9 protein-coding genes are annotated in these 12,757 nt (G+C 61.4%); 5 read left to right on the top strand and 4 right to left on the bottom strand.

From position 1 onward, the window contains the following. Positions 1-2 precede the first annotated feature (2 nt). Complete coding sequence (locus V474_RS26560; RefSeq protein ID WP_236711078.1) at positions 3-1,397, bottom strand: TonB-dependent receptor plug domain-containing protein; 1,395 nt, start codon at positions 1,395-1,397, stop codon at positions 3-5. A gap of 514 nt (positions 1,398-1,911) precedes the next feature. Next, entirely contained in the window at positions 1,912-2,715 is an 804-nt protein-coding gene (gene map / locus V474_RS09545) for a type I methionyl aminopeptidase (RefSeq protein WP_059151263.1), read from the bottom strand. 149 nt (positions 2,716-2,864) lie between these two features. Between map and V474_RS09540 the strand changes: the two genes are divergently transcribed. Next, the gene (locus V474_RS09540; RefSeq protein WP_059151262.1) at positions 2,865-3,257 is read left to right on the top strand and encodes a winged helix-turn-helix transcriptional regulator; all 393 of its coding nucleotides are present in this window, start codon (positions 2,865-2,867) and stop codon (positions 3,255-3,257) included. Positions 3,258-3,712: 455 nt separating this feature from the next. On the opposite strand, the gene V474_RS09535 is transcribed toward V474_RS09540, so the two are convergent. Together V474_RS09535 and V474_RS09530 are read right to left on the bottom strand one after the other, a co-directional pair. Continuing rightward, positions 3,713-5,314 (bottom strand): SulP family inorganic anion transporter, encoded by a 1,602-nt coding sequence (locus V474_RS09535; RefSeq protein ID WP_236711067.1) that lies wholly within the window; start codon positions 5,312-5,314, stop codon positions 3,713-3,715. A gap of 485 nt (positions 5,315-5,799) precedes the next feature. Continuing rightward, a complete protein-coding gene (locus V474_RS09530; protein WP_169795050.1) occupies positions 5,800-6,606 on the bottom strand; it encodes a GGDEF domain-containing protein in 807 nt (268 codons plus the stop codon). Positions 6,607-6,983: 377 nt separating this feature from the next. Here V474_RS09530 and V474_RS09525 point away from each other — a divergent pair, with 377 nt between their 5' ends. The 4 genes from V474_RS09525 (at position 6,984) to V474_RS09510 (ending at position 12,618) form a co-directional block, all read left to right on the top strand. Beyond that, complete coding sequence (locus V474_RS09525; protein WP_059151490.1) at positions 6,984-7,670, top strand: response regulator transcription factor; 687 nt, start codon at positions 6,984-6,986, stop codon at positions 7,668-7,670. Between the two features lie 10 nt (positions 7,671-7,680). Further along, entirely contained in the window at positions 7,681-9,012 is a 1,332-nt protein-coding gene (locus tag V474_RS09520; protein WP_236711064.1) for a FecR family protein, read from the top strand. After that, a complete protein-coding gene (locus V474_RS09515; RefSeq protein WP_059151259.1) occupies positions 9,009-11,285 on the top strand; it encodes a CHASE2 domain-containing protein in 2,277 nt (758 codons plus the stop codon). Before V474_RS09520 ends, V474_RS09515 begins: the two co-directional genes overlap by 4 nt. Before the next feature lie 250 nt (positions 11,286-11,535). Beyond that, positions 11,536-12,618, top strand: a complete 1,083-nt coding sequence (locus V474_RS09510; RefSeq protein WP_407938322.1) for an MlaA family lipoprotein — start codon at positions 11,536-11,538, stop codon at positions 12,616-12,618. The last annotated feature ends 139 nt before the right edge of the window (positions 12,619-12,757 follow it).

Genomic DNA, 12,757 nt, shown 5'->3' with positions numbered 1-12,757 from the left:
AGCTAAAGCGCGTCGGTGCGGTACTGGAAGCTGTACTGCACGAACAGCGGGTGCTGCTGCCAATGGTAGGGGTCGGTCGGGTTGTCGGCATCCAGGGCATACCAGTTGCGCCAGTTGGCGCCGCTGTTGTGCTCGTACCATGTGCCCAGCTCGATATTGTGGTTGCCCATCTCTGCCTTGAGCGTTGAGACCAGACCCTCGCGGTCGATGCGGTACTGTGTCACACGGGTGATGTAGCCGCTGCCGCCGGTGTCCTCGACCAGCTGCGCGATGGTGTCATCAGGGAAATAAACCTTGGCGACGGATAGCGACTGACCGAGCGGCCCTGCCACCACGCCTTGACCATCATTATGGTGGTAATAGACCTGATTGGACCAAGTTACGTTGTCCGTCAGGTTGGCGTCGTACCTGATATAGCCGAGATAGTCGGTACGCAGCGCGGCCGAGAAGTAGTTCCGGTAGTTGCTGCCCTCCGAAGCGGGCGTGTTGCCGTTCGCATCGACATAGGCAAGCGCGGCCGCGAAATCGGGGAACAGAAATGGGCGGATGTAGGGGGTGTAAGCCTGCGCCGCCGTGGCGGGTTTGACGTAAGTGGTGGTGCCATCCTCGTTCGGTTCCTGCTTGTCGGAATAATCGAAGAAGGCCGTCAGCTTCCCGGCTTCGTTTTCATGCACGTACTTGGCATTGACCTGCCAGCCGCCCTGGCGGCCGTTAAAGTCCCACGCACGGGCGCGCTGGCGGGCGACGGCGACATAAGCGCTGGAACCGCCATCGGCTCCGAACGAGCCGGTATCGAAGCGGCCATACGTGCGCGAGGTGCCGTAGCTGCCGATGGTCTGCGCAAGCTGAAGGCCAAGCATCTTGGCTGGATCGCTGGAGGTTAGTTCGATCGCGCCGCCCAGGTTGTTAAGCGAGGGGATGCCCAGGTCGCCCGCGCCGGTGGCGACCACGACATTGCCGATGTTCTCGGAAATGACCGCGCGCTGCGGTGATATGCCGGTGATGTTGCCATAGCTCAGGTCGCCCAGCGGAACGCCGTCCAACGTATAGCCCAACTGGTTGATGGCGAAGCCGTGGATGTAAAGCGACATGTTCTGTTCGTTGTTACCCCACGGATCGGCGGTCTGGTACATGACACCGGGCAAGGTTTGGATCGCGCCGAAAGCGGAGACGCCGGGCAGGATCTTCTGGATCTCGGTGCCGGCCAGTTCCGTGGCCGAACGCGTAGTCTTGGCAACCGTTACGACGATGGGGTTCGAGCCGTCCGCCGCGTCGCCGGAACCAGTATCCGCTGCGGCGGCTGCGTCATCTGCCGCAAAGGCGGGCGAAGAGACGGCAAGCGTGGCGGTGGCAAGTGCCGCCAGCGACAATGTGGGGAGGAAGCGGCGCGATCCCATAATGATCCATCCTTGATCTGCAAACGATGCCATCGATCGTTCGCAGTGCGCGCTAGGCTTGGATGATGACGACTATGGGTCAAATTTTTGACTAAAATCATCATGTTAAAAGTATGGCAGTGAAACTGCCAGCCGGTCGTATTGATCGGCTATAAGGAACTTTCGAACGATCGGTCGCGAACAATAGGCGACCGATGTCAGACAAAATATCTATGGCATCTGCAGTGATTGGCACTCTTGGCGTTGCCGTGCAGCGGCACAGTGCTTTTGCAAATCTGAACAAGCGTCATTGTGCGCCGCTGAACCCATGCATTGCCTCGCGCCGTGCATGGCAGGGTGGTCGTGCAACTTTGCATCCGGCGCCCTAATACGTGACAAAGTGTTGCCGAATTTGCGAAGGGGTGCCTGCCGGATGGTCCAGTCCCGCATCACGACCGATGCAAATCGCGGTTGAACGCCCATGCCAGAATGGGCGCCATGCTGAGAGAGCCAGCCTTGGCAGCAGCGCCCTTTCTCAGCCGGGGGCCGTGAATATCTCGTGGCCCGTTTCAGTGATGCCGATCGAATGCTCGAACTGGGCCGACAGTGTGCGATCGCGCGTTACGGCGGTCCAGCCATCTTCGAGGATCTTTACGCCGGGCCCGCCGATGTTCAGCATAGGCTCGACGGTGAAAAACATACCTGGGCGCAGTTCGGGCCCAGTGCCCGCCCTGGCTGCATGTACAACGTCGGGCGCATCGTGAAACACCTGGCCAAGGCCATGGCCGCAGAAATCGCGAACGACCCCGTAGCGATGCTTGGCCGCGAAACGCTCGATCGCATGGCCTATGTCGCCCAGCCGGTTGCCCGGTTGCGCCTGCTCGATGCCGCGCATCATTGCCTCGTAGGACACTTCGACCAGCCGCTTCGCCTTCAGCGGAACCTCGCCCACCATATACATGCGACTGGTGTCGCCGTGCCATCCGTCCAAGATCGGCGTCACGTCGATATTGACGATATCACCTTCTTTCAACGTGCGCTCCGAGGGGATGCCGTGGCAGACCACCTGGTTGATCGAGATACAGCAGCTATGGGTGAACCCGTGATAGCCAAGCGAAGCGGGTCTCGCCCCGGCCTCCAGTGCCATCTCGTGGACCATGGCATCGAGCGCGTCAGTGCGCGCGCCGGGAACGACGTGTGGTTTAAGACGATCCAGCATGTCGGCAGCAAGCCGCCCCGCCTTGCGCATCCCCTCGAATCCGTCCGGTCCATGTAGCTTGATCGCTTCCGTGCGTTCGATCGGCGCCAGCGCCGCGTCGATGTAGGTTGCATGCTTCATGGGCGGAAGACGTCCTCGGGCTATTTTTGGCATGACCTTTGGCCCGCTGCTGTGTCGGCTGCGTGCACGGTCTGCCTGGTCGGTGTTGCCGGGGCACACATACTCGCCTAATTTGTGACAAGTAAATACGCACATAAAGGTAAGTGTCGATGTTGCAGCGTACGTCCACGCGACTGGCCGATCGTATGGAGCGCGGCGACGTGTTCGAACCGCGTTCGCCGTCGCGAGAGATAATGAAACATGTGACCAGCACCTGGGGCGTGCTGGTACTTATCGCGTTGAAACCTGGGACGATCCGGTTCAACGCGCTCCGGCGCAGGTTGAACGGAGTGAGCGAACGAATGCTTGCGCAGACGCTGCAGCAGTTGGAGCGCGACAGGTTGGTCAAGCGGCAAAGCTATGCGGTGGTTCCGCCGCATGTCGAATATACGTTAACCGACCTCGGCCGGGAGGCGGCAGACCGGGTCGAAGCGCTGGCGAACTGGATAGACGATCATTTACCCGTACTGCTTGCGCACCGGGAAAATCCGGAGAGCTATTGAAGAAGTGCCCGCGAAAGCTGCCTGCCCGCATCGAAATCGAGCAAATTGGCGTTCGCGTCGCCCTTCATAAGCAGGGCATTCAGTCCACGACTAAAGCCGTGGTAAGAAATCCTGTGCTGGATGGAAACAGCGCCGTGCCGAAGCTGCCTTCGCCCTTCAGTGCCGCAGAGATGAGTTAGCAGCCCTTTTCACGGAGAGGTACCACACGGTGCCCTCGGCATCGGTCTTTACAGATTTTGGCCACTGTTCTGACGAAATCGATGATCTGGATATCTTTCATTGGTTGGCCGTCGCGGATGAGTACGAAGCGGTCGCCGCCTGCGCCACCTCCGGCTCATCGCGTCAGCTATGCTTGCGACATAGCCAGCGCTTTCGTTCGACCTCGCTCACCCCACGGTCATCTGCGTAGGGCGCAGGACGGTACCTCGACCGGGGGAGAAACGGTTCGTTCGTCGTCATGGAGGTCCTGATCCCAACGATGCTGCAAGAGCGGCGTTCACGGCGTCGTCTACACTGAAATGGCTTCGCTCCGCGATTTCCCCGGCGCCGGACTTAACCAGCAGATCGCGCAATTGATCGTGAAGCCGGGCATAGACGACAGCGACGCCGCGCTTCGCCATGGCAGTGTCGAAATCAATGAGCGCTTCAAGTGCGGTGCTGTCCATGTCAGGGCTTTCCTCAAGGCTGAGGACCAGCATAGTGACACGGGATGCTGTCGCTGCGCTTTTCGCGACTGCTGCAAGCACTCTGTCGGCATTCGCGAAGAATATCGGCACTACGGGCCGGGCTATCAGCATGTTTGGTACAGGCCGGGCACCTGGGTGACGGCTCCAGTCGACGTAGTCGTGGCTCGCCCCCAACTGGCCCAGGTAGACGATATGCGGTGCCGCCAGGCGGTGTAGCAGTGCTGCAATCGACAGCGCGATCGCAAGCAGCATCCCATCTAGCACCCCGAATGCCATCACCCCCATAGCAGCAGCCAGCGCGACGTATTGGTCCCGGTCGAGACGCCACAGCCGGACTAGCGGCGCCAAGCTGAGCGCGTGCGACAATGCGGCGATGACGACGGCGGCAAGCACCGGTTTGGGCAGGCTGGCGATCGCGGGAGCGGCGACCAGGATTATGATGGCGAGGGAGCAGGAGGCCAGAATGGCGGTCCAGCGGCTCTGCGCACCTGCGGCTTCAGCGGCGGACCCGGCTGAAAATCCTGCTCCCACCGGCATACCCTGCACCAGCGCGGCACCGACATTGGCGAGACCTAGCGACAGAAGTTCACGATCTGGCTCTACCGTGTCGCCATGTCGCAGCGCCAAAGCGCGGATGGTCCCCCAGCTTTCGGCGAAGAGAATAAGCACCAGCGGCAGGATCAGCTGCGCCAGTTGCGACAAAGAGCGAAACCTCAGGCCGGGCCAGTGCGGCCATTGGAGAGCCGTATCGATCGTTCCCACCACAGCCACTCCCTGCCCGCAAAGCGAGAGCGCTGTGGAAGCAAGGATGCTGCCGGCCAGCACGCAGAATGCACCAGGAATCGACGGCCAACGCCTGAACAGGAACAGGGCGCCCAATGCAAGTCCGCCTGTGATGAGGCTCGGGACATGCCAATGCGGTATGGTGTGTATCAAATTGACTGCGATGGCGGCGATGGACGAACCCTCTTCCGGCACCCCGACGATTAAGGGTAGTTGCCGCAGGATGATGGTGATCGCCAGTCCGAAGGCGAAACCGCGCAGGACAGGCCGGGATACAAAGCCGGTAAGGCTACCCAGACGTCCACCCGCCGCGATGAGAAAGAACAGCCCTACCAGGGCGACGGCGACCGTTGCAATCACGGCCTTCTGCGCGGCGCTGCCCGGAAAAACGGCCAGCGTCGCGGCAAGGATGGCTGCCGAGGATGACGTGGGAGACACAATCGCAAAGCGGCTTCGTCCGATGAGGGCGTAGATCAAACAGCCCGCAATCGCCGCCATCACTGCCCGCTGGGGAGGGAGCCCGGCGATGCCGGCATAGGCAACGGCCTCGGGAAGCATCAGTCCCGCAACGGAAAGTCCAGCAATCATGTCTCCCCGGCGCATCGCTTCTTCTAGGCCAGAATTGGCGAGCTGCGAGCAAAACTTCGTATGATATTCGCGCGCATCCCGTAAAAAAGCCCAGCGGCGCACGCCGCTGGGCATAGTGGTAGTTCAGGGAAGATATGGTCAAGGGAGGACCAGATCCGAACGCGGCCTAGTCGCTCAACATGAAGTAAATGAGACGCCTTGTATCTCAGGTGATGCGACTATCGCGGATCTACCGCCATGACGCGGGGGTGTCGCCAATGGCGGCTTCGGCGTCGATAGCTCGGTGGCCCGGCGGGACTGTAAGGCGGACAGCATCCTTCGGTTGGATCAGGTGCAGCAGATCGGTTCGCACAACAGCTACCGGCCGCCGCCGCCGCCCGGCTCCCTAGCCTGTATCGAGATGTTTGGGTTCGGGCAGACGTTCGCGCCGAAGGCGGGCGGCGCGTTCTGACCAGTAATCCGATCTACGTAGAATGAGCCAGGGTTCAGCTGCCTTGGGCAAATTCGATGCGGTTACGGCCGTTCCGCTTGGCGCGGTACAGGGCGTTGTCGGCTTGAGCGAGAAGCGCTACCGTGTCGAGCGCAACTAAGGCTCCCTCGGTGCCGTTGGCGGCCTCGGCGATCCCGAAACTCACCGTGACACGGCCGAACGGACTGCTCGGATGCGCAATGTCAAGTTCATCGATGGCCCGTTGGCAATTCGCAGCGACTGTGGCAGCGCCGCCGATGTCTGCGTCAGGCAGCACGAGGAGGAACTCTTCCCCTCCATATCGGCACGCTTCATCGCCGGCACGTCGCAGGCATCCGATGAGGGTTTGCGCGACGGAATACAGGCATGCATCACCTTGAGGGTGGCCCAGGCTGTCGTTGTAGTGCTTGAACCAGTCGATATCGATCGCGACCAAGGACAGCGATTTGCCTACCCGTCTGGAGCGCCGCAGTTCGCGGTGAAGCACATTGTCGAGGCCGCGCCGGTTGAGCAGACCCGTCAGATGATCGCGCCGGGCAGTGGCGATAAGACGGCGGCGTGATTCTCGCAGCAGGTGCTCGACTTGCACGCGCCGGGTCACGTCCAGCACTACCAGCAGAATTTCGGAAACGTCGCCGTTCCGGTCCGCAGCGGCATGAAAAGTGACCTGATAATGGCGGCCGTTCGCCGCGAAATGCCGATCTGGCAGCGTCCGTCCAAGCGCGGCAAGATCAAAACATTCCTGGATTACCGGACCTGCACCGGTGACAAGGTCGCCCACCAGGCTGCCGGAAATGGAGTCCTGCATGAAGATCGAGGACATCGGCCGGTTGGCCATCGTGATCCGATGGCTACGATCTAGGATGCATAGCGGCATTGAGGGCGAAGCAAACAGACGTTCCATGAGCCTGCCGTCATATTCGGCAGACTGGTTCACGGAAAAGCCGCCCGGCCCATATGGGCACCGGCGCCGATGGCGGCGAATTGCATCTTAAACAGGACTTTCCCGTAATTATCGTTTGGCCGGACCGTACGCACCCCCGTCGCTCAATGTCATGTAAAGGAATGTTAATTCGGGATGACCGTCCCGTGCCGGGGCGTCCTGTAAAACATTGCAAAGGCGGGTTGCTGGACCTCGTAATCATGGCCCGTCCTGCTATTGACCAAGCGAGCCTGCATGCGGGCGAAGAAGGACGGCGCGTGCGGATAGCGATACTCGAAGATGATGTGGCCCTTGCGGGCCTGGTGGAAATGACGCTTACCGAAGCGGGGCATTTTTGTGAGGTGTTCGGCGAAGGCCATCTGCTTACCCGCGCGCTGCACAGGGAGACGTACGACGTCCTCATACTCGACTGGAACGTGCCCGGTATTTCGGGGATCGGTATTCTTGAATGGGTGAGGTCGAACCTCGACCTCGCGCCGCCTGCGCTGATGCTGACGAGCCGCTCCGCCGAAGAGGACATCGTCGAAGGGCTGTTCGCCGGCGCGGACGACTACGTCATTAAACCAGTTGCGCCCGCCGTTCTCAAAGCTCGCGTGAACGCACTGGCGCGGCGTGCTTATCCGGCAGCGTTGCTGGGCATCGAAGTCTTCGGGTCGTACCGGTTTGACACGCGCGCCGAAACTGTCGAATGCCACGGTGAGCTTATCGCGCTTACCGCGAAGGAATTCGCTCTCGCGCTGCTCCTGTTCCGCAATTTGCATCGCGCCTTGTCCCGCGCGTATATCTTCGAGGCCGTGTGGGGACGCAATCCTGACCTGCCCACCAGAACGCTGGACGTTCACATCTCCAATGTCAGAACCAAGCTGAATATTCGCCCAGGCAACGGGTTCAAGCTGGTCCCCATTTACGCTTATGGATATCGTCTTGAAGCACTCACCTCTTAGAAATCGCGCGTTGACGGCCGCGGCGTTGATCCTGCTGGCGGTGATTTCAGGGCCTGCCGCAAATGCTGAAACCCGGACGGTACTGAACCCGGCGAGGCAGACTTCCGGCAAGGCCTCCGGCGAGACGGTGCGGTACAAGGTCCAGCGCGGCGACAACCTCTTCAGGCTGGCCGCACTCTATCTCATTCGGCCGGACGATTATCGCACCGTGCAGCGCCTGAACCGGGTGGCAGATCCTCTGCGCCTGCCGATTGGCATGATCCTTCTCATCCCACGCGAACTGCTGAAGCTTGAGCCTGTTCGCGGGGCGGTGCACAGTTATAGCGGCGCGGTGCGGATCGGCGGCCGGCCCGCAACCGTGGGCATGGGGGTAAGCGAGGGGACTTTGATCGAAACGGGGCAGAAGTCCTTCGTCACGCTCAGGCTCCCGGACGATTCCAGCATTGCCCTGCCGTCGCAGTCGGCGGTGCGCATACAGCGTCTGCGCCGTTCGGTGCTCGGCAACCATCTGGAGCGACTGTTCGAGATCGAACGTGGCCGCGCCAGCGCAACGGTCACGCCGATGAGCGATCCGCTCAGCGACTTTCGCTTTGCCACGCCCGGCGCCATCACGTCCGTGCGCGGAACCCGGTTCCGCATGAGTTACGACACGAAAGGCGGACAGGCCACCAGTGAGGTGCTTGAAGGCAAAGTAGGCTTCGCAGCAGAAGCACACGATGCGCAGACTCTGCCAGCGGGGTTCGGCACGACGAGCGAACTGCCCGCACCCGTGGCCTTGCTCGATGCGCCTCAGCTTGCAGGCGCGGATGGCGTGCAGAGCAGCGACGACGTTCGCTTCGCCTTGCAGTCCGTGCCGGGCGCCAAGGCATACCGCTTGCAGATCGGCGCGGACGCGGCGTTTCTCTCGGTACTGGACGAGGTGTTGACAGTCGAGCCCGAAGCGCATTTCGCGTCCTTGCCCGATGGCATATACTTCGTTCGTGCGACCGCTATCGACGGCAACGATCTGGAAGGCAAACCAGGCATCACCCGGTTCGAACGGCGGCTTGACCGCATCGGGATGGGGCTTGAGGTCACTCCCGCCGGTTACTCCCGGCAGTTCCGGTTCTGGTGGCGGGCATATGGTGCGGTAAACCCGCAGTTCCGCTTTCAGCTTGCGAAGGCCGGCAAGGAAGCCAAGCCGATGATCGAGCAGGGGCCGCTTTCCGGCAATGACCTGATCGTGATAGACCTGCCGCCCGGCAGCTATCGATGGCGCGTCATGACCAGCCAGGTCATCAGTGCACAGACTGTATCCCGATGGTCGGATTACAGCGATTTGAGGGTTGAGAGCGGTTGGTGATCCTGCGCCGCGGGCTGAAGCTGCGGACGCAGTGGTGGCTGATCGCGATCGCCACCAGCCTGCTCGTGGTGGGGATGACGATGGACCGCACGACGATGCGCATCGACAATCTCATTTACGACCATCTGCTTCAGGCCAGCTTTTCGGCGTCGTCGCCCCCATCGTCCAAGCCCATCATGCTGGTCGAGATCGACGATGACACTATCCGGCGGCTCGGGCGTTGGCCCTGGAGCCGGGCCACGCATGCAGCGCTTATCGACCGGCTGAGCGCCGGCCGGCCCAAGGCGATAGCCTACGATGTACTGTTCACTGAAGAGGGCGATCCGAATGAAGATCGGCTGTTAGGTCAGTCGGCAGCGAGTAGCCCTATTTTTTTCCCGATGCTGCCTGCGGTAACCGCGAACGAGGGCACCGCACCCGCAGCGCTCATGCCCATCAGTCCCATTCGAGCGGCGGCCGCCGGGGTCGGCTACGCGACCATTGATCCCGACGCCGACGGTGTCGTGCGGTCTGCCACGACCGTGGCGGGCGCGCAGGGGCAATGGCACCACCTGATGGGCTTGGTCGCAGGATTCGCCGCTGGCCGCGAAGTGACCGACGCGCGGGCGCGGCTTATTCCTTTCAGCGGCGGGCAGGGGCGCTGGCCGGAAGTTTCCGCCGCTGCGGTGCTGGCCGGCGAAGTCCCGCCCGAACTATTGCAGGACAAGATCATCCTGGTCGGTGCGACAGCGTCGGGTCTCGCCAGTCGCTATCCCACCCCGACAGGCAGCGTCATGTCGGGCCTGGAAATCGAGGCTTACCTGCTTCAGGGGCTGCGGGACGGAGCGATGATCCGCCCGGCAGGCTTGTGGCCCTGTCTGGCGCTTGCGCTTTTGCCTCTATGGGTTTTAATGACCTTGCTGGGTCCGGTACGGCGCCTTCCCGCGTTAGCCAGCTTCGCGCTGTGCGCGGCCTTGGTTCTGGGTTCGTGCGCGGCGGCCCTGATATTGTGGCGGCTGTGGCTTCCGCCCGGCGCGGCCCTGACCGGGCTGGCGATCGCCTATCCCTTGTGGGGATGGCGGCAATTGGCGGTGATCGAACAGTTTATGCGTGTCCAGTTGGAGCGTCTCGATCACGAACCCTCGCTGGTTCCGCAGGCTGAACCGTCCCGCAAGGAGCGAGGAGTCGCCTATACCATCCGCCTCCTGCGCGCGGCCATCACGCGCGATCGAGAAATGCGCCATTTTCTGACCGACAGGCTCGACCAGTTGCCGGATGCAACGTTGGTGCTGGACCTGCAGGGCCGCGTCGTCATAGCCAATGCTGCCGCGCACGCACTGTTCACCTCGATCGGCATAGCGATTGACGGCACCGCGAGCGCGGCGGCGCTGTTACAGTGTTTTCGCCAGACCGGCAGCGGCGATGCCGTCCCTTTCCCTCCCATCGGCGAAGATCCTGCGATGTGCGAGGTTCAGGTCGAACAGGCCCGGTTCTTTCTGATCGGTATGGCTGCGCAGACTTCCACGGAGGGCGCCCGCGTCGGATGGGTGATCCGGTTCGTCGATATAAGCGAAGCGAAGTCCGCGCAGCGGCAACGTGATGATTTCGTGCAGCTTCTCACCCATGACATGCGCTCGCCTCAGGCATCGATCCTTGCTGTGCTGGAAACCGCTTCGCCCGACCGGATATCCGCGCGGGAGTCGGTGGCGATCCGCCACTATGCGGAAAGCACGCTGCGGCTTGCGGACGAATTCGTCCAGCTCGCACGGGCCGAGAACCTCGAATATGCGCTGGAGCAAGTCGAATTAAGCGACATGTTGATGGACGCTATCGACGATCTGTGGCCGCAGTCGAAGGCAAAATCCATCGACATCGTGACGCGTGGCGATGAACCGCTGCTGGTGATGGGCGAACGCTCGCTGTTGACCCGTGCTTTGGGCAACGTGATCGGCAATGCGATCAAGTACAGCCCACAAGGCACCACGATCACTTGTACACTGCGCAGAGAAACGCGCCGCGATGGAACGATCTGGGCATACTGCGCGATCACCGATCAGGGCCCGGGAATGGACGCAGACCTGCGGATGACCATATTCGAGCGCTTTCGCCGCGGCCCCGTAGGACTTGGTCCCAAGACCAGCGGGGCGGGCCTGGGCCTTAGCTTCGTTCACACCGTCGTCGTGCGGCACCATGGTGAGATCGAATGTGAAAGCGAGCCCGGCCGGGGCACGACTTTTACGTTCAGCCTGCCAAGCACTACGGAGTGCGACCGGAACGGGGCGCAGGTATCATGAACCGCGAGCCCCTCCTATCAGGATGGATGTCGGTCGGCAGCCGGCGCGACATGCCAGAAGCCGCCAGGAAGCGCGAGAGTCCAGACGATTCACTTGGGTCAATGCCGGGATACATGGATTCATGCTACGTCGGCCGGTTTTGCACTGCCTATTTCGTTCGGATGTGCGGCGGCACATGCAATTGACGGACAGGTCAATCGGGCCTAGCCGGCGCGCTTGTGCATCTTATGCGGCAAAGATCGCTGCGCTAATGGTGCTGTACAACCGATTTGGCGTGTCCGTGCGGCCGCTGCGCAAGGACGATCGAATGAGCCTGACGGCCACCGCTGCCGTATTGATGATGAGTTCTGCCGCCCCGGTTGCGGAGCCTCTCGTCACCACCGATCCCGTGATCGCCGAGCAGGCGGCACCGAACGCTTCACCCGAAATGCCGGTGACTGCGCCAGCGCTCCCGTCGCCACTGCCACCAAGTGTAACTCAAGGCGATGACACTGATGTGGCGCAGGGTGACGACATTATCGTCATGCGCCGCCAGCCGCCGCCGCCGGGCGATCCGCTCGAACGGATCAATGTGAAGTCGTTCAGGACCGTGCAGGCGGTCGACAATGCGGTGTTGAAACCGGTGGCGCAGGCTTACAACAAAGGACTTCCTGGCCCGGTCAGGCAGGGCCTGCGCAACTTCTTCTCGAACCTGAACGAACCGGTGGTCTTTGCCGCCTATCTTTTGGAGTTCAAGCCGGGCAAGGCGTTTGAGACGGCGGGGCGGTTCGCGATCAACACGACGATCGGCGCGGCCGGTCTTGTCGACATGGCAAAGCGCAAACCGTTCAACCTGCCGTATCGCCCCAATGGCCTCGCCAACGTGATGGGGTACTATGGTGTGAGGCCGGGGCCCTACATGTACCTGCCGATTATCGGCCCGACAACGCTGCGCGATGTTATCGGAGATTCCGTCGACAAGTTGTTGGTGCCAGCAGTCGTGGGCAAGCCTTTCACCAAGCCTGCCGTGGTGATCCCGGCAACCATCCTCAGCCAACTGGGCGAGCGAGCCGCCTTCGATAGCGAGGTCAGCCGTATTCGTGAGGAGGACAACCCTTACGCCACCTACCGTCAGCTTTATCTGAAGCAGCGTAAGGCCGAGATCGATGCGCTTCACGGGCGCATGACGCCTGACGTGGTCCCGGTTTATGGGCGGGCCATTCCCACTGCCGGGACCAGCGAAGGCGATGGGGTTGCGACGCCTGAACACAACGCGGCGTCTGAATGGGCCCCGCAGGCAGGAACCGGTGGCGACGAGAATGATGCCCGCGACGGCGTAATCGGAGCGAGATAAGGGCTTCCATGCTCAATCAATGTGTAAGTCGGTTTCGCCAGCCACTCGCGATTCGATGATAGAACTGTATTGGTTGTAAAATACATCCGCTTTGACATCCAATATACAGCACCTCTCATGAAGTTGTAATGACTCGTTA

The organism is Novosphingobium barchaimii LL02 (genome assembly GCF_001046635.1).
GTDB lineage: Bacteria > Pseudomonadota > Alphaproteobacteria > Sphingomonadales > Sphingomonadaceae > Novosphingobium > Novosphingobium barchaimii.
The sequence above is the reverse complement of the archived record's forward strand: the minus strand, read 5'-3'. Positions and strand labels throughout refer to the sequence as shown.

Excerpts from the sequence above, each read along its gene's own strand:
- V474_RS26560 (WP_236711078.1), bottom strand. The coding sequence starts at position 1,397 with ATGGGATCGCGCCGCTTCCTCCCCACATTGTCGCTGGCGGCACTTGCC.
- map (WP_059151263.1), bottom strand. The coding sequence starts at position 2,715 with ATGAAGCATGCAACCTACATCGACGCGGCGCTGGCGCCGATCGAACGC.
- V474_RS09540 (WP_059151262.1), top strand. The coding sequence starts at position 2,865 with ATGTTGCAGCGTACGTCCACGCGACTGGCCGATCGTATGGAGCGCGGC.
- V474_RS09535 (WP_236711067.1), bottom strand. The coding sequence starts at position 5,314 with ATGATTGCTGGACTTTCCGTTGCGGGACTGATGCTTCCCGAGGCCGTT.
- V474_RS09530 (WP_169795050.1), bottom strand. The coding sequence starts at position 6,606 with ATGTCCTCGATCTTCATGCAGGACTCCATTTCCGGCAGCCTGGTGGGC.
- V474_RS09510 (WP_407938322.1), top strand. The coding sequence starts at position 11,536 with ATGGTGCTGTACAACCGATTTGGCGTGTCCGTGCGGCCGCTGCGCAAG.